A 25270-nucleotide genomic window follows, 5' to 3' on the forward strand; every position below is an offset into this window, starting at 1 on the left:
ATGGCGAGTTTATCTACCATAAGTATCAGAAGGCCAGTTTTGGCAATTGTCATGTCCCTGACGATTTTATTATTTGGGATCATCGGAATTAGCTTTTTGGGAGTAAGGGAGTTTCCGAGTGTGGATCCTCCTGTGATCAATGTAAGAACCACCTATGTTGGTGCCAATGCAGATGTCATCGAAGCTCAGATCACAGAACCACTGGAGGAAGCTATCAACGGAATAGCAGGTATCAAATCTTTGACTTCCACATCCAATGATGGTACGAGTAATATTACCGTAGAATTTGATGTAGGTGGTGATTTGGAAGCTGCAGCCAATGACGTGAGAGACAAGGTTTCTGGAGCGCAAAGAAATTTACCACCCGATGCAGATCCACCTGTTGTTTCTAAAGCTGACGCAGATTCTCAGCCGATTGTGTTTTTGAATGTTCAGAGCAATAAGCGAAACCTCCTAGAACTCTCTGATCTGGCTAATAATATTTTCAAAGAACGACTTCAAACTATACCTGGGGTGAGTACTGTTCAGATTTGGGGGGAGAAGCAGTATGCTATTAGGCTGAGAATGGATCCGTTGAGAATGGCTTCTTATGGTGTCACTCCTGTGGATGTGTTAAGTAAAGTGCAAAGTGAAAATGTAGAACTTCCATCGGGTAGAATAGAAGGTTCAGCGATAGAACTATCTGTAAGAACAAAAAGTAGACTAAGCACTCCTCAGGAATTCAATGAATTGATCATCAAAGAAGACCAAAATAACATCGTACAGTTTCAAGATATAGGGAAAGCAGAACTTGCTGCGCTCAATGAAAGGACTGTTTTGAAGCGTGATGGTATTCCTATGGTTGGCGTGGTCCTAGTTCCGTTGCCTGGATCTAATAATATAGAGATTGTCGATGAATTTTATAGAAGATTAGAATTTATCAAAAAAGATCTTCCTGAAGATGTTTTGTTAGGTATTGGATTCGACTCTACTCGATTCATTAGGTCTTCTATCTCAGAAGTACAGCAGACGATCATCACAGCATTTATTCTAGTAGTTTTGATTATTTTCCTCTTTTTGAGGGATTGGCGGACTACATTTATTCCAGTATTGACAATTCCTATATCCTTGATTGGAGTTTTCTTCCTGATGTATGTCATGGACTTCTCAATCAATGTATTGACACTACTGGGAATAGTGCTTTCTATTGGCTTAGTGGTCGATGATGCGATTGTAGTTTTGGAAAATATTTATACTCGGATAGAAAAAGGAGAAAATCCAGATACCGCCGCTGAAAAAGGTGCAGAGGAGATTTTCTTTGCTGTGATTGCGACTACAGTTGCCTTGGCTGCTGTGTTTTTACCAGTGATTTTCTTGACAGGTACTACAGGAAGGTTGTTTAGGGAGTTTGGTGTGGTTGTAGCTGGGGCTGTGATTATTTCCTCCTTTGTAGCTTTGACTATGACACCAATGTTGAGTTCTAGACTTTTGAAAAAAAGAGAAAAACAAAATTGGTTTTACAGTATTTCTGAACCTGTTTTTGTCTGGTTAAATGAAAAATATAATTTTTTGTTGGAAGCATTTATGAAAGTCCGTTGGATTGCATTTTTGATTGTAATTTTGACGGGGTTTGGAATCTATTCATTGTTCAATATAATCCCGACGGAATTAGCTCCTATTGAAGATAGAGGAGAAATGAGAGTCAATCTAAGTGGGCCAGAGGGTGCTACTTTTGACTATATGGATAGAGTTTTGGATGAAATGACAAAAGAGTTTCAGGAAGCTATTCCAGATTCTGAAAGAGCAGGATTGATTTCTGTTACTTCGCCTGGTTTTGGTACTGCAAGTACAAATTCAGGATTTTTAAGATTTATACTCACTGATGCTTCTGAAAGAGAAAGAACACAACAAGAAATCTATGAAGAGGTTAATCAGAGACTTCAGAAATTCACCTCAGTAAGGGCTTTTGTTACTCAGCCACCATCGATAGGGGATAGAAGAGCAGGTCTACCAGTTCAATATGTTCTTCAGGCACCTACTTTAGAAAAACTGAAAGAGGTCATACCGACTTTCATGGATAGAGTCGGTGAAAGCGAGGTTTTCAGCTTCTCAGATATCAATTTGAAATTTACTAAGCCAGAAATTGAAGTAGAAATCGATAGAGATAAGGCTAGAAATATTGGTGTATCTGTCCAAGAGATAGCCCGAACACTTCAACTTTCCTATTCAGGTCAGCGCTTTGCATATTTTATAATGAATGGGAAGCAATATCAAGTAGTAGGCGAAATGCAGATTCAGGATAGAAATGAACCGATCAACTTGAGGACGCTCTATGTAAGGGCTGAAAATGGGACCTTGGTTCAAATGGACAACCTTGTCAGGATTAGAGAGAGAAGTACTCCTCCTCAACTTTATCGCTTCAATAGATTTGTAAGTGCTACTGTTTCCGCTAACCTAGCACCAGGGTATACCATTGGTGCTGGACTAGACGAAATGGATAGAATAGCTGATGAAGTCTTGGACGAATCTTTCAGTACAGATGTGGCAGGTTTATCAAAGGAGTATAGAGAAAGTTCAAACAGTTTGATTTTCGCATTCATATTTGCATTGGTATTGATTTACCTAGTGCTTTCTGCGCAATTTGAAAGCTTCTTGGATCCTTTGACGATCATGTTTACAGTACCTTTGGCTTTGTTTGGCGCCTTGGTATCCTTATGGTTGTTTGACTTCACATTGAACATATTCAGTCAGATTGGGATCATCATGCTTATAGGCTTGGTGACTAAGAATGGTATTCTTATCGTAGAGTTTGCCAATCAACGTAAAGCACAAGGATTGTCCATCGATGAGTCGATCATAGGTGCTGCTAGTGCTCGATTTAGGCCAATTTTGATGACGAGTTTATCCACAATTTTGGGTATTCTTCCGATAGCCCTAGCCTTAGGAGCAGGTTCTGAGGGGAGGGTTCCTATGGGGGTTGCGGTGATTGGAGGATTGGCTTTTTCTACAATCTTAACACTCTTTGTGATCCCAGCAATTTATACATATCTCACTTCCAAAAAAGGCAGATTAGCTAGAGTATAATGAAGAAAAGACTATTTATTCTCCTGTTTCTTATTCAAGGAGCTATTATTTCTTATGCGCAAGATGCTGAGCAGCTCAATCTTGAAAAAGCGATCATGATTGGTTTGGAGAAGAACTTTGATGTAAAAATCGCAGTCAATAATGTGTTGTTAGCCAATTATGATAAGCAGATTGGTTTCGGGACTTTATTCCTGCCTCAAGTTAGCGCTGTTTACACCAGGAATTACAGTGTAGAAGATGTTGAACAGCAATTTGTCAATGCGCCAGAACCTAATGAAATCTTAGGTGCCGAATCAGATACCGAAAATTTTACTACTACGGCAATTTATGGCTTCAATCCTGAAGCTATTGTCACTATGCGTAGGTTAGGGAAGTTAGCAGAGATAAGTGAACTAGATGCTAAGGTATCAGTTGAAAACACTGTTGCAGCGATTTCTTCAGCGTATTATAGGTTAGTTTTGGAGCTACAAAGACAGCAGGTTTTAGAAAAAACACTTGAATTTTCAAAAAATAGGCTCGATATAGCTGAAGCAAGGTATGAATTGGGTGGTGCCGGAAGAAGAGATTACCTGACTGCTCAGGTTGATTACAACTCCGATTTATCGCTCAAAGTCAATCAAGAACAGGTGATTCAGGTAGCTCGTATCAATCTCAATGAATTACTTGGGATTCTGCCACAGCAAGAATTTTATGTAAAAGATACTATCACGATTACAGATGAGTTGAGATTGGACGATTTAGTAGAAAATGCATACTTAAACAACAAGCAGTTTCTGGTAGCGCAAAGACAGGAGAATGTAGCGTTTTTGCAATTGAGAGAGTTACAGTTGCAGCGTCTTCCATCTATAAATTTAAGTGGAGGGTATTCTAACAATACCTTTAATTCTGACGCAGGCTTTTTGCTCAAAAACCAACGCGAAGGTTTCAATTATGGAGGGAACATTTCTTTCAATTTGTTCAATGGATTTGCGCTTAATAAAAGAATTCAAAGTGCCAGAGTTCAAAAATATAATACTGACCTAGCTCTTCAGCAGTTTGAGGTTCAGATGACCTCCGATATCTATCGCGCTTACAATGCTTATCAAATTAGTAGGAGACTTTTAGAAATTGAACGTAAGAATTATGAAGTGGCCGTTGAAAATGCAGACATTGCATTGGAGAGGTTTAGGTTGGGTATAGCAAATTATCTTGAGTTTAGAGATGCACAGGTCAACTTATTGACTGCCGAGGATCGACTGATCACGTCTTTATATAATATCAAAGAGAGTGAAATTGAGCTTCTTCGATTGTCTGGTAAGATATATTTTCAGAATAGTGATGATAGCTTAGATTTACTCGACTAGGACATTTTACCATATATTATGAAAGCCTCTTCTTGATTTGAGAAGGGGCTTTGGTGTTTTATTTCATCATTTCGTTATTTTTTGAAATATAATATTGGTATATTATTTGCTAATTGTGGTGCTTGGTGCCCAGTAAGTTTGCACTAATCACCAATGAATGCTTGTTCATGAAAAGAATTTTCCAGACAATCATCTTACTAAATATCCTTTTGGTTTTTGGAGTGCAATGCACTTTTTTTCAAAAGGAAAAGGAAATCCCTTTTTGGGAAAATCCTGTAACTTTAGATTTAGATGACATTGTCAAAAGAGGTTATATCAGGGCAATAGTAGATAATTCATCCACCAGCTATTACATTTATAGGGGTAGGAGAATGGGCTACGAGTTTGAACTCCTTAGAAACCTTGCGAGTCACTTAGGTGTTCGCCTACACCTTATAGTCAAGTCTGACATAGAAGATGCATTTATCTTACTCAACAAGGGGCAAGCTGATATCATAGCTATGAACTTGGAGCAGTCTGAGAATAGGAGCCTATACGCTAATTTCACTTTGCCATTAGGAGAGATGAGTACAGTTTTGGTTCAGCGGAAAACAGGCCCTAAAGTAACCCACATTCAAGAACTTCATGGTAAAACGATACATGTTCCCAGAGGTGCTATCTATAAATCCCAGCTTTGTGCCCTTCATCAAGATAGTACACTCTATTTCAATGTTGTCGAAATGAGAGAAGGTCGTGAGGAGTTGATTGCCAAAGTACTCAGTAAGGAGATTGACTACACTGTAGCAGACAAGGATCTCGCCATGGTCAATAATACCTATTATGACGACTTAGATATCAGCGTTGAAATCAGTGAAAAATCTCCTGTAGGATGGGCAATTAGAACCAACGCACCTCAATTGGAAGTTGCCATCAATGATTGGGTAACCAAAAGAACCAAATCAGGATATTTGGCGACCCTTTATTCCAAATACTTTCTCAATTCCAAAAATAGTTATTACAGAACCAATAGTGCTTTCTCTTCTTTGGGGGGTAATCTCATATCTGAATATGACGAGATCATTAAAAAAGCAGCTGAGACTTTGGGATGGGACTGGAGATTATTGGCTTCTTTGGTTTACAAAGAATCAGCTTTTGATCCAGAAGCCACTTCTTATGCTGGAGCAAGTGGGCTTTTACAGTTGATGCCAGTGACTTTGGAACGTTTTGGAGTAGAAAACGCCAATGATCCTTACCAAAGTTTGATGGGGGGAGTAAACTTTCTCAGATATCTAGATAAATTCTGGAGAGAGCGAATCCCTGAGTCAAATGAAAGAATTAAATTCATCTTGGCCTCTTACAATATCGGACATGGCCATGTTGAAGATGCTTGGAGATTGACTTTAAAATATGGAAAGAACCCACAATACTGGGAAAATGTATCTCATTTTTTAAAGCTGAAAACTGATCCAGAATACTACAGAGATCCAGTCGTGAAGAGTGGCTATGCTAAAGGGCACATTGCTGTCAATTATGTAGATGACATATTGATATTGTATAATTCTTATAGAGTATTAGTAGAGCCTTAAAATAGGAAGCGGCTAACTTATTGAAGATAGCCGCTCTTTATTTTATTTATTGGAAGGTAATTAGACCTTCTCCAATGCCTGCTCAATATCCCAAATGATATCTTTGAAATGCTCCACCCCAATTGATAAGCGGACTAATTTCTCGGAGATGCCTAAAAGCGCACGATCTTCTGCGGAAACATCACTGTGAGTCATGGTAGCTGGGTGCTCAGCTAGTGATTCTGTACTTCCAAGTGATACTGCAAGTTTCATTAATTTAAGGCTGTTAAGAAACTTGAAAGCTTCTTTTTCTCCTCCTTTGATGTCAAAGGAAATCATGGCTCCAGCAGAAGTCAATTGTTTTTTGAATATAGCATGCTGCCTACTACCTTCCTCCAAGTTCCCCAAGTAATAGACTTTTTCTACTTTAGGGTGAGCCTCTAAATATTTGGCTACTTCCACGGTATTGCTAGCCTGCTGAGTCATTCTAACTTTAAGTGTTTCAAGACTTCTCATTAGCAACCAACCCGTCCATGGCCCTGCCATATTTCCTAAGAATGTTCTCAAAGTCCTCACTCTGACCATATGCTTAGACTTACCCAACACAGCTCCAGCTATCAAATCAGAATGTCCACCAATATATTTGGTTGCAGAATAGACCACTAAGTCAGCCCCATGTTTTAGAGGGTGCTGCCATAAGGGTCCCATATATGTATTGTCTACACATACTACGACTTCTTTCTCGGCTTCGCTTAATTTGTCCGCTACTGCTCTGCAAACCTCAAGATCGAAAAGTGCATTGGTAGGGTTGGCAGGAGTCTCTACATAGACCATTTTGACTTTCTCCTCTTGACCTTTTACTAAGCTAAGAATTTCATCTTTTTCTTGAGTACTTGTAAAGCCAATGCCTTTGATGCCATATTGAGGTAAGACTTTGTTGACAAAGTGGTCGGTGCCACCGTAGACCGGCTTGCTGTAGAGCATGATATCTCCTGGCCTTAGAAATTCCAACATCACCGTGGAGATAGCCGACATCCCACTTTCGAATACAGCACATTCATCTGCACCATCCCAAAGACACAATCTTTCTTCCAAGATCTGTAAATCTGGATTGTTGAGCCTGCTGTATATTAAGCCTAGTTCTTCATTTGGTTCTTTTTCTCTTTGGCCATAGGCTACTTCAAAAAATGCTTTTCCTTCTTCTGCTGATTTGAATACAAAAGTAGAGGTTTGAAAAATTGGACATTTGATTGCGCCTTCTGATAACTCTGGCTTATATCCATGAGTCATCATCAAACTCTCTGGATGAAATTCTCTATTCGTCATATTGATGTGGGTTTATGAATACAAAACAGCAAAAATCCTCAAGTAAAATCAAGAAAGATTTCAAAATAATATTTTGATTGATACTGATAAAAATTGTAATAATTCTGAATTTAAGTATGATTATTATTTTTAAATCAAAAAACAGAATAATATTTCGCAAAGGAATTTGATTGACTATGCAGAGGTCTAAAAAATATGGGGCATGAATTTCATGCCCCATTTATGTTAATGAATGATTACCTTATTATAATATTCTTTTTCCCTTGTTCTGATGATCAAAGTATGAACTCCACGTGGTAAGTTTTTGATTTGATACTCGAAAATACCTTGAGAAGGACGAACATCATTCAGTACTTGTCCTTGGCTATTGATGATTTGAATAGACCTGATATCGGACAGACCTGATGTTTTCAAATTGATATCTCCTCTGGATGGATTAGGGAATACATTGATAAATTTGTCTACGATTCTTTCTTCCTCTATGCTAGTGATCAGATTTACATTCACTTTGATTGTGCTTGCAGCTCCAGTATTACAGCTATTCATTGGGGTAACTGCAAGGTCAAAATCCCCCTCTCTTTCCCATCTTACAGTGACACGATTCGTTCCTTGACCAGCAATGACTCTACCACCATTTCCACTTACTGTCCAGATATAGTTGGTGTTAGCTACATGAATGATTTCGTACTCCTCTTCTAATAATCCCACAAACTTAGGCCCTTCTATTTCTGAAGGTTTTTCTGGTGGGCTTTGTACCACAATTGGTTTAGTGAATGTTGTACCATTACCACAAGGATTTCTTGGTGTTACTGTCAAATTTCTCTCACCTAGCCCAGTCCATTCTACATTTACCTGGGCGGTGCCTTGACCTTCACGGATAAGTCCACCTGTGGCCACCCATACGAATTCAGTTCCTGGTACGTCAGTCACTTCATAAGGCACTACATTGCCAAGGCAAACTACCCCATCTCCAAATATTTCAGGAATGGCCTGAGGCTCTACAGATACGAGAACTTCTAGTCCTCTTGTTCCTCCATTTCCACATTCGTTTTGACCACGGACAAGTACTGCATTTCTACCAGGTGTATCCCACCTCACCACGATTCTATTGCTACCTTGTCCTTCGAGGATGGTTCCCCCGTCCACTCTCCACTCAAATACTTCCCCAGGCTCGCCAGAGCTCTGTACATTATAGATTTGCTGACTGATACAAATGTTACTTTCTCCGAATATCACGGTTGGTGTCTCAGGAACTGCACAGCTGTACTGGAAAAGCGTACCTTGATTACCCACGGCATACCCTATACTCAGTGAACCAAAACTCAAGTCCGTGAAGTTTTGAAATGTTCCAGTAGGCATTTGAATCCATGTTTCGCCACCATCCATTGTCCTTAGGATCAGTCCTTTTGCACCTGAGATAAATCCTACTGACTCGTCAAGAAAATCCACACCTGTAAAATCCCCATTGAATGCCGTAGTAATCCTAGTCCAAGTAAGTCCTTTATCGGTGGTTTTAATAATTGTGCCAGCATTACCTACAGCGACTGCTGTACTGTCATCCAATATGGTTACATCTATCAAGTTGGAGCTGGGGGGACTTGTTATTTGGTTCCATACTTGGCCGCCCTCAGTTCTACTGATGAATCCATTGTCACCAACGACAATCCCGAAGGCATTGTCAAAAAACAAGATTTCATTCAAGTTGGTAGTAGTATTACTAGCTTGAACTGTGACCCAATTGATACCACCATTCTCGGTTTTGGTAATGAATCCTCCATCACCCACCACATAGCCAATATTATTGTTGAAAAAATAAATCCCTTTCAAATCTGCAGTAGTGTTTAAATTGAGTGAAGTCCAGTTACCACCTGAGTTACTTGTTCGTAGGGCAGTTCCATCATTACCAATAATGTAACCGAAGGCATTGGTGGTGAAGAAGAGGTTATTGAAATCTATGGAAAGCGGTCTAGATCGATCGACTAAACTATTACCACCATTGCTTGTGGAAAATACCCTTCCATCAGGCCCGGTGATGTATCCTAGATTTTCGGTTCTGAATTGTGTTGCGAGATAATCCACATTATTACCTGATAATCTCAAAGTCCATGAGCCACCAGAATTGATAGAAGAGATCACAAATCCACTTGTACCTACTGCGAAAACTACATTAGACGTGGCTCGAAAGCTAGCATCTAAGTAATCTTGGGTATTGTTGACGTTGATTCCATCAAAGGTAGTACCTGCATTGGTAGTCCTTAGTAAGGTGGCTGTTTGGCCAGTGATGACTCCAAGATTAACATTACTTTTATTGAAAGTAACGGCTAATAGGTTTCGTTCTGTCCCTGAATTGACCTGATTCCAATTAGAGCCAGCATCAGTTGTTTTGAGGATTACCCCCCTATTGCCAACAGCGTACCCAACCATACCAGAAGTGAAATATACATCATTGAGTGGGTTAGTATTTTGTGTATTGAGTTGTGTCCAGTTATTTCCTTGATTGACCGTACGAAGAATCCTCCCATTAGCCATAGACACATAGCCCGTATCTAGATTAGGAAAATAGATTGCAGACAGATTGACATTGGTTCCTATGTCTTGTCTTGCCCATGATTCTCCGCTGTTGGTTGATCTATAAAAAAAACCATTATCACCAATTGCAAAGACTCTGGTTTGGGTGAGAAACTGAACCTTTCTCAAAGTAACGTCCGTATTGATTTTGATTCTTTGCCAAGTTTCACCAGAGTTAGTTGTTCTGAAAACTGTTCCATTTTCTCCTACCATAAGCCCAATGTTTTGATTGAAAAAATCTACACCGTGCATTTTGGTATCATCAGGAGTTTGCTGTTCAGTCCAGCTGAGTCCCCCATCTATTGTTTTTAGGATGATTCTGTCACCAGCCATAAACCCAACTTCATCATTGACCCAAGAGATGCCAGTGAATTCATTGCCCCAGCCCCCTACTCTCCTCCAAGTTTGGGCGTTGAGTTGGATTTCTGCCAAAAAAACAATTAAAATCAAAAGTAAAAGCTTCTTCATATCACGTGGATTAAGGAGTATTATACTACAAAATTAAGATTATTGCTAACAAATTAAAGTTATTTTATTCTGATTACATGGAGCTTAGCTTGCTTATTTTCATACCTTTAGACAAACAGCATTAAAGGTTTTAAGAAACGGTTTTTTCGTTCTATTTTTATAAAAAGAAAATCACACTATGAAAAAAATATTTTATCTTCTTTTATTTTCGACCACAGTTTGGGCTTGTAATTCTAATGAAAGAATCAGCAAAGAGGTCTTTGATGATGTCAATAGAAGTATGGAGGTCAAAAAACTAAGTGAGTCTCAAATTATTGAAGAAGCAATGAATTGGGGTGAGGAGATCAGTTCTGAAGCGCAAACACAATTGATAGGAGCTTTACAAAATGCAATAGCGGAAAATGGGGTGCAAGAAGCTATCCGCTTTTGTCATGTAGAAGCACTTCCAATTTTATCAGAAGTAAGCGAAAAATATAACGTCGCCATTCGTAGAGCCTCAAGTGATTACAGAAATCCAGAAGACCAAGTTAGAGATTACGAGGAGGTGATATTAGACGCTTATGCTTACAACGCCGAGAATGGAATCAAAAATGAACCCAATATACAGAAACTGGATAATGGTGACGTTTTACTTTTTACCAAAGCAATTCAAATCCCTAACAGTCTATGTCTAAATTGCCATGGAGAGCCAGGTAAGGATATCACAGATGAAACATTGAAAGTTATCAATGAATTATATCCAGAAGACAAAGCTAAGGGGCATAAAATAGGTGACCTTAGGGGAATGTGGAGCATCAGGCTTCCAAGAGCAGAAGTGATCAAAAGACTTTAAGATGAATGCGCAAAAAATAATTTCTCTTTTTCTAACACTTACCATGCTTTGGGGGTGTAATTTTAATAAGGTATCTAATTCCATAGAGATTCCAGCTGGCTGGGAGTTGTTTAATGTCCCAAGTAATGCTTCGCTAAGAGGACTTTCTCCGCTGACCTCAGAGATCATTTGGGCTAGTGGGAGTAAGGGAACTTGGCTGCTCACCACTGATGGAGGAAATTCGTGGAGTTCAGGAGTGATTGATGGCTTAGATACTGTTGACTTCAGAGATATAGAAGGACTGAGTGCAAGTACAGCGATAGCTATTTCTGCAGGACAGCCCGCTGTAATTTATAAGACCATAGATTCAGGTAAAACATGGGTAAAAAAATATGAAGGGCCGACCGAAGCATTTCTGGATGGGATAGCATTCTTTAAGGATCAAAAAGGCTATGTAATAGGAGATCCTGTAGGAGGAAAATGGATGGTATTAGAAACTTTGGATCAAGGAGAAGTATGGAAATGGCTTGATTCCAGTCCGAAGGCAGAAGTAGGAGAAGGTTCTTTTGCAGCAAGTGGTTCCACCATTTTAGTAGATAGAGACTATGTTTTATTTTCCAGTGGCGGATTGAAAAGCCGAATATTTTATTCTTCTGACGATGGCCATCAATGGGAAATCTATGATACGCCGATTTTACAGGGCGAACCATCCCAAGGCATTTTCTCTCTTTCCAAATTAGACAACCAAAATTTGATTGCGGTTGGGGGTGATTATATAAAGCCAGACCTAGCAGATAGAAACGTCATACTTTCTGATCAAATAAATGGTAGTTGGAAAATGAAGAGCGACCGTTTGCCTAGTGGCTATAGGTCTGGAGTGGCTTATTTCCCGCGATATCATTGGGTTATAGCGGTTGGTCCTAATGGCTCTGATTATTCAAAAGATGGAGGATTGACATGGGATAGGTTTTCTGATGAAGGGTTTCATGCGGTATTTATGGATAAAGCCCAAGGCTCTGTTTGGGCATCAGGAGCCAATGGAAAGATCGCACGATTGGTCTATTGAGTTTATAAACCACAAAAACTGGGGGTTAATTGGTAATTTACTGTAAACATTTTGAGTTTTCATTGCTAAATAATCCGTTCTTCTATTATCTTTAGAATTTCAAAATCTAGGCTAATCATCTATGCTTTTTTACCGAGGAAGGGCCTAAATTTTACCAAATCATTAATTTAAAGCCATAAAAGTTATGTTTGATATCATACCATCTATTTATCTCATCAATGGAAAATGTGTTCGTCTCAAAAGAGGTGATTTTTCTACAGAAGAGGTGATTTCCAATAATCCTCTAGAAATAGCTCAGGCCTTTGAAGATCATGGGATTCGTTGGTTGCACTTGGTAGATTTGGATGGTGCTCGTAGAGGAGAGCCTAAAAACTATCATATTTTAGAAGCTATCGCTGGTTATACCAATCTAAAGGTGGACTTCACGGGTGGTGTTTCTACTGATGGAGATGTGATCAAATCATTCGAGCATGGTGCAGCAGCGATCACGGCAGCCTCTGTTTCTGTAACGTATCCGGAGCGTTTTGCTCAATGGATCATGTCTTATGGTAGAGAGAAAATATTTTTGGCAGCTGATACCAATCCAGCAGATCATAAAATAAAAACAAGAGGCTGGACCAAGAAAACTGAAGTTGATTTGTTTGACCACATAGAGGAGTTTTATAGTAAGGGGCTGAAATACCTTAAATGTTCTGACGTGACCAGAGATGGAGTCATGGAAGGCCCTAATTTTGAGCTATACAAAGAAATTGTCGAAAAATTCCCCACAATCCACCTCGCTGCCAATGGAGGTGTACGCAATATCGATGATTTCAAGCAATTGAAAGATATTGGTGTGACTGCGGTTGTATTTGGCAGGGCTTACTACGAAGGTAAGATTTCACTTCAAGACTTAGATAAATTTATGGCTGAGCACGGCAATTAAGTATTATCCCATCTAAAGTTAAGGCCTGCTGACAATCTGCAGGCCTTTGTTATTTTCTCCTTTTTATCTCAAGATCATAAAGATAGTTTCCCAACTCTTCATAAAAAGGGAATCCAATTTCTTCGTATTCGTATTGATTGTCGTTTAAAGTCTGATTCTCGTTGACATAAATGATTGCAGAGACAAAAAATTCCACCCCATTTTTCTTGTCTGTAAAATAGCTTCCATCCAAAAGATGTCCATAAGCTTGCCCTGTTTTATTGAAGATTTTGAAATTGGAGGGGATAGGGTCTTGGCTTGTTCCGAATTTGTAGAATTTGGAGAAGCTGTCATAGTATTCAGTTATTTCATATTTGGGATAATCACTTTCTTTAGGAAGCATAGACATGTAGGCTAGAATGAATTCTCTGTCAGTTTCAGATATATGAAACCTTTGCTCTTCTTTGAAAAGCTCAGGAAAGACGATTCTCTGAATGACTCCATGAAAATCACTGATAGAAAAGCGATTCTTATAGGTAAAGTCCATTGCTTCCATAATCAATTCACCATTGGAGTAATAGGCTCCGCCTAGGTGGGGAGCGTCTTGATTATAATAAACGTTCTCCGTAAACCTAGCTGGCAAATCCAACAATACTTTCCCTGCTATATCATGAAAATGAATTGGGTTAAAGTGCCGATTTTCCTCAGGACTCATGGCAATGCTAAGCCGATGGTTGATGATGGTATTTGACAGCCCTTTGGACAGCAACTTAGTATTGATGTAGTCTTGCCCAAGTAATTCGTAAAGGCGATTGTAAGCATCATTATCGCTCACGAGAAGAATCTTTTTGATATAATGGGCTATGTTTGGAAGGAAGTTATGGGCTGTACTGTCATACTTTACTGCTGATTGTAAGATTCTGATTGAGTCCGTCAGCATAATGGATTCAGCGGTCAACCCATCTATATTTTGTTCCCTTAGCCACTCCAAGGCTAATATTGCTACTGGAAGCTTGATTGTGCTGGCGGGGTAGAAATATTTCTGATCATCTAATCCAAGGTCATAATTTGTCAATTGAATCTTATTTTCTTCATCTCTGTCTATTTGGGTGTAAAGGATCTGGACTTGATATTTTTCTCTGTTGGCCAACACTTTTCTCAAAGTCTTATACTCTTTTCCAATTTGTTGGAAAGGTATGGGCTCCTTTTGCCCACAAGAAAATATAAACAGCAGTAAAATGATAGTAGCATTTTTCATAGCTAAATGTTTAAGGCATTTAATTTAATGAAATAGGATGAATTTTAATAAGCTTGATCATGGAACTTTTAATCCTGCTGCTATTTTCGGGAGGCTTGTTTATTTCCTTAACTTTGTAGCATCATTGAACAAAACCAAGCATTATGCAAGAATATCTGGAATCATTTGGCATTTCTCAAGAAGTTTTCAATTATGTTATTATGCCTCTCTTGATTTTTATGGCAAGAGTTTCTGATGTGTCTATCAATACCCTCAGAATTATGTTCATGCTCAATGGGAAAAAGAAAGTTGCTCCAGTACTTGGGTTCTTTGAAGCGATGATTTGGTTGTTAGCCATAGGGCAGATCTTTCAGAATATTAATAATCCCATGTCATATTTCGCCTATGCGGGAGGGTTTGCCATGGGGACTTACGTTGGGATGACGATTGAAGAAAAATTAGCCTTAGGTAGAGTATTGGTAAGGGTAATCACTCCTGAAGCCATGCCTGAGTTGATTGATTATATGAAAGATAGGAACTTTAGATTTACCAATGTGGGAGCAGAAGGGCGCTACGGAAAGGTCAATTTACTTTTTACAGTGATGAAAAGAGACGCTCTTACGGAGTTTATCCAACGTGTCAAGGGGTTAAATGAAAATGCCTTTTATACCATAGAAAGTGTCAAAAGGGTCAGTGAAGATGATCATCTAAATGTGATGGAAGACAGGCCAAAATTTACAACCAAACTTTGGAGCAGAATTAGGAAATAGGATAATTTCCAAGGGTGGTTTGAATCCTTTAGCCAAAGAGAGTAACTTACAAGTCAAAACTTAATAACCTGCATAAATATCGTTTATGAGAAAAATCTATACCCTTGTTCTTGCAATGCTCATTGTAGGGACTGCATTAGCGCAAAAAAGTCCCGATGAATTTTTGGGATACAAAGCTGGAGAGAGGTTTACCCCGCATCATAGGGTAGTAGACTACTTCGAACACCTAGCGAGCACCCTTCCCAATGTAAAGTTGGTTTATTATGGAGAGTCAGTAGAGAAAAGGCCTTTGTTTGTGGCTATAGCTACTTCGCCTGAAAACATGCAGAATCTTGACCAAATCCGCATGGATAATTTGAGGAGAACAGGCATGGTCGAAGGTAACCCAAGTACTAAAGTAGCTATCAATTGGATGCAATATAACGTCCACGGGAATGAAGCGGTGGCGACAGAAGCTGCAATGATGACTTTCTGGGAAGTGGTCAACCCAAATAATGCTCAAGGTAAGGAATGGTTGCAGAGTCAGGTTTTGATTGTAGATCCTTGTGCCAATCCAGATGGGAAAGATCGCTATACTGTATGGTATAATCAGAAGGTCAACTCAAGGCTTCAGCCAGACCCACAATCTACAGAGCATTTTGAACCATGGCCTGGAGGTCGTCCAAATCATTACTTAATGGACCTCAATAGAGATTGGGCGTGGCAGACACAAGCAGAGACAAAGCAAAGAATTGAACTTTATCATCAGTGGATGCCCCACTTGTTTGTTGATTATCATGAACAAGGCATCAACGACCCATTTTATTTTGCTCCAGCAGCGAAGCCAATTCACGAGCAAGTTTCTCCGTTTCAGCACGAATTTCAGGATATATATGGTAGAAATACTGCTGCTAAATTTGATGCTAATAATTGGCAATACTTCACCAAAGAAAGATTTGATTTGCTGTATCCATCTTATGGAGATACTTACCCTATGTATAATGGCGCTATTGGGATGACTATAGAAAAAGGAGGTTCTGGAAGAGCTGGTCTTGGAATGCTCAATGCACTTGGAGATACAGTGACATTAGAGGAGAGAATCATTCATCAGCATGCAGCTGGTATTTCCGCCGTAGAAGTGACTGCTCAGCATGCAGAAAGACTTGCAGATGAATTTGCTAAGTTTTTCAAGGATAATAGCACCAGTCCTAAAGCAAAATATAAAAGCTTTGTTATCAAAGCGGATCAGAATCCAGCCAGAGTGGAGGCCCTTTTGGCTTTGTTAGACAAGAATAAAATCAGCTATGGATTTGCAGGGAATAGGTCAGGCTTGAGAGGTTTGGATTATTTTACAGGAAAGTCAACATCTTTCTCTACCACAGATAAGGATATCATTGTGAATGCTTATCAGCCTAAATCTGTCTTGACTCAAGTTTTATTTGAACCAGAAGCAGTGCTCCAAGATAGTATTACTTATGATATCACTAGTTGGGCTTTACCTTTCGCCTATGGTGTACAAGCTTATGCTTTGGAAACAAAGTTAGATGCAGCAAAAGCTTATGTAAAGCCATCTTTTGAAAAGAATACTGTAAATGGTAAGCCGCTAACTTACCTAGCGCCTTGGAACGCCACAAAACATGCGAAATATTTGGCGGCTTTATTGAATGAAGGTATTAGAGTAAGAGTAGCAGATGCAGCATTTGAGATCAATGGAGAGTCATACCCTGCTGGAACTATGCTTATCATGCGCAATGGCAACCAATATGTAGCGGATTACGATCAGAAAGTGGTGAATCTAGCCAATATATTTGAAATCAAACTTGCTACTTCCTCTTCATCTTATGTAGACAAGGGCAAAGACTTTGGTTCTTCTGACGTGGCTATTATAAAAGCACCTAGAATTGCAATGATAGGTGGTTCAGGTACTTCTTCTCTCAACTTTGGTGAGGTTTGGTATTTCTTCGAGCAGGAGCTTGATTACCCTATTTCTATCTTGGAAGCTGATATGCTTGGTAGATTTGATTTAGGTAAATATGATGTATTGATCTTGCCATCTGGAAATTATCTCAATGGTGCTAATTTCAACAAAGTAATGGATTGGGTTAGAGCAGGAGGCAAAGCCATTGCGATTGAGGCGGCTGTAGGTATGTTTGCCGACAAGGAAGGATTTAGCCTAAGTAGGTTTGATACTGATGAGGAGAAAAAAGCACAGCAAAAAACCGAAACGGAGCTGGTTAAGGTAGAACGATTGGAGCCTTATCAAGACCGCTCAAGAATGGGGATATCGACCACAGCTGCTGGAGCAATCTTTGAAGTTAAGTTAGACACTACTTACTCGCTCAATTTTGGAATGGGAGATAAATACTATACCTTAAAAAATAATGGGCGAAGATATGCATACCTCAATAGAGGGGTTAATGCAGGGATCATACCTTCTTTGGATGCATACAGATTTGGATTTATTGGCAACAAACTTAAGCCTCAGATGAAAGAATCTATGGTTTATGGAGTTGAAAATCAAGGAAGAGGTCAGATAGTCTATTTAGTAGATAACCCGATGTTTAGAAGTTTTTGGGAGTCAGGTAAATTGATCATGGCTAATTCTATCTTTTTGGTAGGTCAATAAATAGTCAATTTCTCTAGGAGACAGGCTTATTTCACTAGAAATAAGCCTGTTCTTTTTTGTTGGATTTTCATTTCAAGGTTACTTTTTTTGAGTTTTTAATATAAAAAGCACCCCTTTGGGGCACAGTTATTGATATTTTGTCAAAAAAGTTCACATTCTTAAAAATTAATTAATTAAATTAATCACATAATACCTATTGCCTCATGAACAAAACCACATTCCTTTCCCTGATTACCAGTCTATTTTTTGTTGTAGCTAGCTACGCTCAAGATGTCTCCGAAGAAACAGGCTCATTAAATAGTGGGACGATCTCTAGTCAGTTTGATTATTTAAACAGAGTTTCAAACAATTATCAAGAATATAAGGTGGTAAAAAAAGCCAATTTGGATAAAATAAAATCCAATGTGCTTGATTCACTTAGTGTCTTTGAAAAGGAACTGGCAACTGTGCAACAAACTGTGGTCAATCAGCAAACCAAAATCGGTGAATTGGAAGCGCAAATGGAAAGTATTCAAAGAGATTTGCAAACTGCGGAGCAGGCACGAGATAGCTTTTTCTTCTTAGGAATACCGATTCACAAGAGCTCCTACAATGCCATCATGTGGACGATCGTTGCGGGACTATTGGCAGCATTCTTATTTTTTTTATATAAGTTTAGCAGGAGTCACAAAGTGATTTCTATTGCAAGGCAGAATTTAGCAGAAACAGTGGAAGAGTTTGAGCAACATCGAAAAAACACGCTCGATAGAGAAAGAAAGTTGAAAAGAGAATTGGTGGATGCGCTAAATGGTAAGACATCTTAATTAAGATTTATGATTATCCTAAATGACAACAGTATACATATTTAACACGAATTTTCTTCTGGCTAATGGCTAACCGTAATCTTCGCCATGGCTAAGAGTTATTAGTCAATTAGTTGTCAGTGAGTCAATTGCTTTAAAATACACGATTTCATTTAACTACTGGTGTGAATTCGGATATACATATAAAGATTTGAAAAATAAAAAGCCTCACGTTTTTCGTGAGGCTTTTTTAACTTATAGATATACTATGTGAGAAGTATCAAAATCAATAAGATGATGATGATAGCTCCTACAGATAAGTAGACTCCATTACCCATGGCCTTGGCTTCTGCTCTCATCTCTTTCAACTCGCTTTTCACTTCTCTTCTCTCTGCCTTAGTCATATCGGCAAAGTCCAAAGCCTTGATCTCTTCAACTCTATTGTTGATTTCTTCAAGTCTCAACTGCTCTTCAGCCGTCAATTCCGACTTTTCTTTTTTTACATCCTTAGCCATTGCAGCAGGTGCAAATGCTGTAAACAAAAACATTACTGATAAAAAGTACGCGATCTTTTTCATGTCATTGAATTTTAGTGAATAAATAAATTTAAAACAGGAGTGCTTTCACTCCGATCAATATAATAAACCAAGAATCAGACCAGAGTTTGTTTCGAGCATTGGTAATTTAGTGTTTTTATTCTTCATTTGTTAGAAGTCAGCTCGATTCCTTTACATTATTATTTGTAATTTAGCCTTTCATATAGTAGCCAATTCGCTGCACGCTTAATAGATATTCTCATTCAAAAAATCACACCTCATGTCCTCTAAAGGAGATAAAAAACTTTTTTTGTTAGATGCAATGGCTTTGATTTACAGAGCTCATTTTGCCTTTAGCAAAAACCCAAGAATCAATTCCAAAGGCCTGAATACTGGTATTATGCTAGGGTTTACCAATACACTTTTGGAGGTATTGGAAAAAGAAAAGCCCACTCATATTGCCGTGGCTTTTGACACCAAAGCGCCTACGTTTAGACATGTGCAATTTGAGGCTTACAAAGCCAATAGACAAGAGCAGCCAGAAGATATTGAGATAGGGATTCCTTGGGTGAAGAAAATCGTGGAGGCGTTTGATATTCCTATTTTAGAATTGGATGGTTTTGAAGCGGATGATATCATCGGTACGATTGCCAAGAAAGCTGAACGCACCAGTTTTCAGGTATTTATGATGACTCCTGATAAAGACTATGGGCAATTGGTTGAGGATCATATTTTCCTTTATAAGCCTGCTTTTATGGGAAATGGTGTAGATATAATGGGTCCCAAGGAAGTATGTGCCAAATGGGATATTGAGCATGTGGATCAAGTCAGAGATATTTTAGGGTTGATGGGGGATGCAGTCGATAATATTCCCGGGATCCCTGGGATAGGAGAGAAGACAGCCGTTAAACTTCTAAAAGAATATGGGACCATAGAAGAGTTGCTCAAAAACACGGACAAGCTCAAAGGTAAGCAAAAAGAAAATGTGGAAAACTTTGGCCAACAAGGGTTGCTTTCGAAGGAATTAGCAACAATCAGTTTAGAAGTACCAGTTGATTTTGACGAGCCAGCTTTGAAATACAATGGCCCAAAAGAAGATCAATTAAAAGCGCTTTTTGCTGAACTTGAGTTCAGAGCCTTGACCCAAAGGGTGTTTGGAGAAGCTATTAAAAAGCCGAAAATCAATGTTTCCGATCAATTGGGTCTATTTACAGGACCAGCAGATCAGGCTGAGGAAAATATAGAAGTGGTAGAGGAAGAAAATCCACTTCCAGTAGTTCAGTTGCATGACAACATACTGACTACTGCCCATGATTATCATAAGGTCGATGGAGATGAGGGGATTCTAGAATTAATCAGTTATTTGGAAAAGCAAGAAGAATTCTGTTTTGATACTGAGACTACAGCATTGAATCCCAATGAAGCTGAGTTAGTTGGCTTATCATTCGCGTATGTGCCTGGAGAAGCATTTTATATTCCTTTTCCAGCTGATCAAGAAGCTGCAAAAAATAAATTAGATCTATTCAAAGGGATATTTGGGAATGAGCAGATTACCAAAATTGGCCAAAATGTGAAATATGATCTCTTAGTACTGCGGAATTATGGAATAAGAGTGAAAGGGAAGCTTTATGATACTATGCTGGCACACTATCTGATTGAGCCAGAAGGGAAGCATTCTATGGATTGGCTTGCACAGCAGTATTTGAATTATAAGCCTGTTTCTATTGAAGCTTTGATTGGTAAAAAAGGGAAGAATCAGGGTAATATGCGTGATGTCGATGTCGATGAAGTGACCGCTTATGCCGCAGAAGATGCTGATATCACCCTTAAACTAAAGCAAACATTTGATCCCATCATCAAGGGAAATGGCTTGGAGAAGCTTTTGCATGAAGTTGAGAATCCTTTGATCAGGGTATTGACAGCAATGGAGTTTGAGGGTGTTAAAATAGATACCGAGAGTTTAGCTGAAATGTCTCAAGTCTTGGATGAAGAAAGTAAGACTATAGAAAAGCGGGTCTACCAACTAGCAGGAGAAGAGTTCAATTTAGCTTCACCAAAGCAGCTAGGCGAAATTCTTTTCGTGAAGCTAGCATTAGATCCTAAAGCCAAGAAGACTAAAACTGGTCAGTATGCTACAGGGGAGGAAATTTTGAGTAAGATGGCTGGAGAGCATGAGATCGCTGCTGCGATATTGGAATACCGTCAAGTAGTTAAGCTGAAGTCTACTTATGTAGATGCACTCCCTACCATGATCAATCCTAAAACTGGAAGGGTTCATACTACCTACAATCAATTTGTAGCAGCTACAGGGAGACTATCTTCTATCAATCCCAACCTCCAGAATATTCCTATCAGGACAGAAAGAGGTAGAGAAATCAGAAAAGCTTTTGTGCCTAGGAATGATGATTATGTAATCCTTGCAGCGGATTATTCTCAGATCGAATTGAGAATCATGGCAGCTTTTGCCAAAGACGATTCTATGATGGAGGCATTCAAAAACGGCAGAGATATCCATGCCACTACAGCGGCTAAAATTTTTCAAGTTCCCTTAGAAGAAGTGACTTCAGATATGCGTAGAAAAGCAAAGACTGCCAATTTTGGGATAATTTATGGCATCTCAGTTTTTGGGCTTTCGCAGCGCTTGAGTATCCCAAGGTCTGAGGCCAAGGAAATCATTGACTCTTATTTCAAGGAGTTTCCAGCTGTAAAATCATATATGGATGGTGCCATTGAAAAGGCTAGAAAACAAGAATATGTTGAGACAATATTAGGCAGAAGAAGATACCTCCGTGACATCAATAGTCGTAACATGACTATGCGTGGATTTGCTGAGCGCAACGCCATCAATGCCCCGATTCAAGGCTCTGCTGCAGACATGATTAAAGTAGCCATGATTCAAGTGTATGATTGGATGGTAAAAGAACAACTCAAGTCCAAGATGATTTTGCAAGTTCATGATGAATTGGTTTTTGATGCCCATAAAGATGAAGTAGAGCTTCTTAAGAAGGAGATACCTAATATTATGATCAATGCTGTAAAGATAGCTGTGCCACTTGAAGTTGAAGTTGGGATAGGCAAGGATTGGTTAGAAGCACATTAAGTGTGTTGGAGAATTAAGACGGCAAATTTCATGTCATGATATCAAAGGGCTCGGTAATTTCATATAAAAGTGTATGCTTCTGACTAAATAGAATGATGTTGGGCTTCAGAAATAGTAATCAAATCAAATGGCAAAAACAAAAACCACCTTTTTCTGTCAAAATTGCGGTGCTCAGAGCCCCAAATGGCTAGGAAAATGCTCCTCTTGTGGTGAGTGGAATACTTTTGTAGAAGAAATCGTCCAAAAAGAAGATTCTGGAAGAGGAACTTGGAAACAGGCTACCACAAAGGAAAAGCGAGCCTCAGCTCCGAGACGACTGAAAGAGATTAATTTTGAAGAGCAACCAAGGTTGGTTACGCACGACATGGAGTTAGATCGTGTTTTGGGAGGAGGGATAGTGCCAGGATCTTTGGTACTGATAGGCGGAGAGCCTGGGATCGGTAAGTCCACGCTGATGCTTCAGATCGCCTTGATGCTCAATCAGACCAAGGTACTCTATGTCTCTGGTGAAGAAAGCGAATCACAGATCAAGATGCGGGCAGGACGGATGCCCCTTGATTCTGACAACTGTTTTGTGCTCTCGGAGACCAATACCCAAGCTATTTTTCAACAAATCGAGCAACTCAATCCAGATATTTTGGTCATTGATTCTATTCAAACCTTGCATAGCAAGCATGTGGAATCTGCGGCTGGATCGGTAAGTCAGGTGAGAGAATGCACGGCTGAGCTGATGAAGTTTGCTAAAGAGACTGGAACGCCAGTTTTTCTAGTAGGACATATTACCAAGGACGGAGCCATAGCAGGCCCTAAGGTGCTTGAGCATATGGTAGACACAGTTTTACAGTTTGAAGGTGATCGGCATCTTTCTTATCGTATTCTTAGAACATCTAAGAATAGATTTGGCTCTACGCACGAACTTGGGATCTACGAGATGAGAACTGAGGGTTTGAGACCAGTTGCGAATCCTTCCGAAATTCTTTTGACCCAAAGGGAAGAGTTGCTCAATGGAGTTGCTATCGGAGCGATGATGGAAGGGAATCGTCCACTTCTGATCGAAATCCAATCTCTGGTAAGCCCCGCGACCTATGGCACTCCCCAACGAAGCAGTACTGGACATGATGCTAAGCGACTTAATATGCTTTTGGCAGTACTAGAAAAACGTGGAGGTATGCGTCTTGGGCAGCAAGATGTATTTTTAAATGTAGCTGGCGGGCTTAGAGTGGATGATCCAGCATTGGATTTGGCAGTTTGTGCATCTTTGATTTCATCTTATGAAGATACTCCCGTACCTGCGGATTTGTGTTTTGCGGGTGAGGTAGGTCTTGGAGGTGAAGTGAGAGCTGTTCATCGAATAGAAAATAGGATCGCTGAAGCTGAGAAGCTCGGCTTCAAGCGGATCATGGTTTCCAAATATGCAGTAAAAGGTCTCGACGTAAATAAATACAAAATTAAAGTGATTCAAGTGAGTAAGCTGGAAGAAATGTACCAAGGCTTATTCACTTGATTTGTTGGTTTTATTTAATCTTTTGTGAGTTAAGTAACTTTAGATGATTATTTTTTTTTTGCGCACATAGAGACTTTGCCAGTACTGGCAGAAAAAACCGATTTAGTTTAGCTTTGATATTCATTCTATATTAGATTCGACACGGACAAGTTACTATTTGATATTTCCCAATATCAACTGATGAATCCAATGAATTGGACTTTCTAGCAAAGAAGCGTACAATCAGATTATTTTTATGATTATTAGAATGATATCAGTATGCATATATGACACAAATATTCTTGCGAATAATCGTTATCTACACCACGGCCACAAGGGATATTAGTCGATTAGTTATCAGAGCATCAACTGCTTTAAACTCCACCTTTTCCTATAGCTACTGGTAAGAGTACGAATATACTTTTGTATTAAATTAGCTTCCAAATTACAATCCTATGTATCTAGCTTTACTTTTGGATGACATAGGATACTAGAAAGCCTCCCCAATAAATAGGTAAAAACCGGATCCTTCAGCAGTAAGTGCATAGTCAAGTCTGGTGTAAATATCTTTTTTAGGAAAGAGTAAAAATCTCAAACCACCACCAGCAGACCAGACGATGTTTTTTAGGTTAAGATTAGAAAAATCAGGGAATACAGTTGCTGCTCCTCCAAAGATTGCTGCTCCTATTCGCTCAGTAAAACCTAATGGTAGTGGAAGAAAGCGCATCTCTACCTGTGAAGCTATTTGATTTTTGTCACGAAATCTACCGGTGTAGTATCCTCGCATCATAGATTCGCCCCCCATCAGAGCCAATTGATTGAAGGGAACATCTCCAGAATTGAATTGCCCGAGGAGTTGTGCGGCGAATACATTATTTTTCCCTACTGGTCTAAATATTCTAGTATCTGAAATGACGGCATTGAACCCAAAAGTACTCAATGCAGGAGAATACCTGAGATAAGCCAATTCTGTAAACAATCCCTCTCTTACATTGAGTACATTATGCCTATTATCATAGACAATACCAGCCCCGATTCCGAAGTTAGTTGATCCATTATTGCCTCTTGGTAGGTCAAAAGTTGAGGCTTCAGGTGCCGGCTTGAAATCTACCGAAGCAAGTCTCTGAAAATCCATTTCTATTCCTATAAATAGATTCTTCTGGACTCTTTTCAGCACTCTTTCTTTGATCATGATCTGATTAGCATCCACGAGAGCTAGGTAATTAGGGTCTGTATTCATACCTATACCATAATATTTCAAAGGGAAGCTCTGAACCCTGATTCTACCTAAGAAAAACCAATCATTTTGATCCGAATAGATTGCATGATCAAACCAAAGACCATATTGATTTTCAAGAGTGAAGAAAGTGAAACCATTGATTTCGCTTAACCTGTTTGCTGTGTCGCGTTTGGCGTAATATACATAAAGAGAAGAAAGCCCAATTTCCCAGCTAGTTTCTGGAGCATAAGCAAGTGTGGGATAAACCAAAAATTGTGGTTTGCTTATTTCGGATGTGTCATTAAATACATTATTGAAATATTTCTTCACCAGCGATTGAGCGTTGGTTTCTCCTAGATGGAAGAAAGTGCATAAGAAGAAAATAGCGAAGAGAATATTTTTCATCAAACCTAAAAACAAGATAAGGGGATTTGTATCCCCTCGT

Annotated in this window: 16 protein-coding genes; 11 read left to right on the top strand and 5 right to left on the bottom strand. The window is 39.2% G+C overall.

Features of this window, described 5'->3' with window-relative positions:
- From CHB66_RS13575 to CHB66_RS13585, 3 genes are all read left to right on the top strand, one after another.
- Complete coding sequence (locus tag CHB66_RS13575; protein WP_089241856.1) at positions 1-3063, top strand: efflux RND transporter permease subunit; 3063 nt, start codon at positions 1-3, stop codon at positions 3061-3063.
- Entirely contained in the window at positions 3063-4406 is a 1344-nt protein-coding gene (locus CHB66_RS13580) for a TolC family protein (protein ID WP_089241858.1), read from the top strand. Before CHB66_RS13575 ends, CHB66_RS13580 begins: the two co-directional genes overlap by 1 nt.
- Positions 4407-4573: 167 nt before the next feature.
- On the top strand, positions 4574-5971 hold the full coding sequence (locus tag CHB66_RS13585) for an MltF family protein (RefSeq protein WP_089241860.1): 1398 nt from the start codon (positions 4574-4576) through the stop codon (positions 5969-5971).
- A 60-nt stretch (positions 5972-6031) separates the two neighbouring features.
- Here the strand turns inward: CHB66_RS13585 and CHB66_RS13590 are convergent, their stop codons facing one another.
- Entirely contained in the window at positions 6032-7276 is a 1245-nt protein-coding gene (locus CHB66_RS13590) for a cystathionine gamma-synthase family protein (protein ID WP_089241862.1), read from the bottom strand.
- 225 nt (positions 7277-7501) lie between these two features.
- A complete protein-coding gene (locus tag CHB66_RS13600; RefSeq protein ID WP_089241866.1) occupies positions 7502-10312 on the bottom strand; it encodes a YCF48-related protein in 2811 nt (936 codons plus the stop codon).
- Between the two features lie 178 nt (positions 10313-10490).
- On the opposite strand from CHB66_RS13600, the gene CHB66_RS13605 reads away from it, so the two are divergent.
- From CHB66_RS13605 to CHB66_RS13615, 3 genes are all read left to right on the top strand, one after another.
- Complete coding sequence (locus tag CHB66_RS13605) at positions 10491-11144, top strand: Tll0287-like domain-containing protein (RefSeq protein ID WP_089241868.1); 654 nt, start codon at positions 10491-10493, stop codon at positions 11142-11144.
- A 1-nt stretch (position 11145) separates the two neighbouring features.
- Complete coding sequence (locus CHB66_RS13610; protein ID WP_089241870.1) at positions 11146-12189, top strand: YCF48-related protein; 1044 nt, start codon at positions 11146-11148, stop codon at positions 12187-12189.
- A 184-nt stretch (positions 12190-12373) separates the two neighbouring features.
- Complete coding sequence (locus CHB66_RS13615) at positions 12374-13114, top strand: 1-(5-phosphoribosyl)-5-[(5-phosphoribosylamino)methylideneamino]imidazole-4-carboxamide isomerase (RefSeq protein WP_089241872.1); 741 nt, start codon at positions 12374-12376, stop codon at positions 13112-13114.
- Positions 13115-13163: 49 nt separating this feature from the next.
- Here the strand turns inward: CHB66_RS13615 and CHB66_RS13620 are convergent, their stop codons facing one another.
- Positions 13164-14351: a serine hydrolase gene (locus CHB66_RS13620; RefSeq protein ID WP_089241874.1), complete on the bottom strand. Its 1188-nt coding sequence runs from the start codon at positions 14349-14351 to the stop codon at positions 13164-13166.
- 143 nt (positions 14352-14494) lie between these two features.
- On the opposite strand from CHB66_RS13620, the gene CHB66_RS13625 reads away from it, so the two are divergent.
- From CHB66_RS13625 to CHB66_RS13635, 3 genes are all read left to right on the top strand, one after another.
- Positions 14495-15100: a DUF2179 domain-containing protein gene (locus CHB66_RS13625; RefSeq protein ID WP_089241876.1), complete on the top strand. Its 606-nt coding sequence runs from the start codon at positions 14495-14497 to the stop codon at positions 15098-15100.
- A gap of 85 nt (positions 15101-15185) precedes the next feature.
- Positions 15186-17705 carry a M14 family zinc carboxypeptidase gene (locus tag CHB66_RS13630; protein ID WP_089241878.1) on the top strand — a complete coding sequence of 840 codons (2520 nt, stop codon included), beginning with the start codon at positions 15186-15188 and terminating at the stop codon, positions 17703-17705.
- A 203-nt stretch (positions 17706-17908) separates the two neighbouring features.
- Positions 17909-18508 carry a hypothetical protein gene (locus CHB66_RS13635; RefSeq protein WP_089241880.1) on the top strand — a complete coding sequence of 200 codons (600 nt, stop codon included), beginning with the start codon at positions 17909-17911 and terminating at the stop codon, positions 18506-18508.
- A gap of 245 nt (positions 18509-18753) precedes the next feature.
- Here CHB66_RS13635 and CHB66_RS13640 read toward each other — a convergent pair whose 3' ends face one another.
- Positions 18754-19065 carry a hypothetical protein gene (locus CHB66_RS13640; RefSeq protein ID WP_089241882.1) on the bottom strand — a complete coding sequence of 104 codons (312 nt, stop codon included), beginning with the start codon at positions 19063-19065 and terminating at the stop codon, positions 18754-18756.
- A gap of 238 nt (positions 19066-19303) precedes the next feature.
- Here CHB66_RS13640 and polA point away from each other — a divergent pair, with 238 nt between their 5' ends.
- Positions 19304-22123: a DNA polymerase I gene (gene polA / locus CHB66_RS13645; RefSeq protein ID WP_089241884.1), complete on the top strand. Its 2820-nt coding sequence runs from the start codon at positions 19304-19306 to the stop codon at positions 22121-22123.
- Positions 22124-22250: 127 nt separating this feature from the next.
- Positions 22251-23627: a DNA repair protein RadA gene (radA, locus tag CHB66_RS13650; RefSeq protein ID WP_089241886.1), complete on the top strand. Its 1377-nt coding sequence runs from the start codon at positions 22251-22253 to the stop codon at positions 23625-23627.
- Between the two features lie 469 nt (positions 23628-24096).
- Here radA and CHB66_RS13655 read toward each other — a convergent pair whose 3' ends face one another.
- Positions 24097-25230, bottom strand: a complete 1134-nt coding sequence (locus CHB66_RS13655) for a BamA/TamA family outer membrane protein (RefSeq protein WP_141107407.1) — start codon at positions 25228-25230, stop codon at positions 24097-24099.
- Between the last annotated feature and the right edge of the window lie 40 nt (positions 25231-25270).

Source organism: Belliella buryatensis (assembly GCF_900188245.1).
Lineage (GTDB): Bacteria > Bacteroidota > Bacteroidia > Cytophagales > Cyclobacteriaceae > Belliella > Belliella buryatensis.

Coding starts and splice junctions, on each gene's coding strand:
- CHB66_RS13610 (WP_089241870.1), top strand. CDS start 11,146: ATGAATGCGCAAAAAATAATTTCTCTTTTTCTAACACTTACCATGCTT.
- CHB66_RS13625 (WP_089241876.1), top strand. CDS start 14,495: ATGCAAGAATATCTGGAATCATTTGGCATTTCTCAAGAAGTTTTCAAT.
- CHB66_RS13635 (WP_089241880.1), top strand. CDS start 17,909: ATGAACAAAACCACATTCCTTTCCCTGATTACCAGTCTATTTTTTGTT.
- CHB66_RS13640 (WP_089241882.1), bottom strand. CDS start 19,065: ATGAAAAAGATCGCGTACTTTTTATCAGTAATGTTTTTGTTTACAGCA.
- polA (WP_089241884.1), top strand. CDS start 19,304: ATGTCCTCTAAAGGAGATAAAAAACTTTTTTTGTTAGATGCAATGGCT.
- CHB66_RS13580 (WP_089241858.1), top strand. CDS start 3,063: ATGAAGAAAAGACTATTTATTCTCCTGTTTCTTATTCAAGGAGCTATT.
- CHB66_RS13600 (WP_089241866.1), bottom strand. CDS start 10,312: ATGAAGAAGCTTTTACTTTTGATTTTAATTGTTTTTTTGGCAGAAATC.
- CHB66_RS13620 (WP_089241874.1), bottom strand. CDS start 14,351: ATGAAAAATGCTACTATCATTTTACTGCTGTTTATATTTTCTTGTGGG.
- CHB66_RS13590 (WP_089241862.1), bottom strand. CDS start 7,276: ATGACGAATAGAGAATTTCATCCAGAGAGTTTGATGATGACTCATGGA.
- CHB66_RS13585 (WP_089241860.1), top strand. CDS start 4,574: ATGAAAAGAATTTTCCAGACAATCATCTTACTAAATATCCTTTTGGTT.
- CHB66_RS13605 (WP_089241868.1), top strand. CDS start 10,491: ATGAAAAAAATATTTTATCTTCTTTTATTTTCGACCACAGTTTGGGCT.
- radA (WP_089241886.1), top strand. CDS start 22,251: ATGGCAAAAACAAAAACCACCTTTTTCTGTCAAAATTGCGGTGCTCAG.
- CHB66_RS13630 (WP_089241878.1), top strand. CDS start 15,186: ATGAGAAAAATCTATACCCTTGTTCTTGCAATGCTCATTGTAGGGACT.
- CHB66_RS13575 (WP_089241856.1), top strand. CDS start 1: ATGGCGAGTTTATCTACCATAAGTATCAGAAGGCCAGTTTTGGCAATT.
- CHB66_RS13655 (WP_141107407.1), bottom strand. CDS start 25,230: ATGAAAAATATTCTCTTCGCTATTTTCTTCTTATGCACTTTCTTCCAT.
- CHB66_RS13615 (WP_089241872.1), top strand. CDS start 12,374: ATGTTTGATATCATACCATCTATTTATCTCATCAATGGAAAATGTGTT.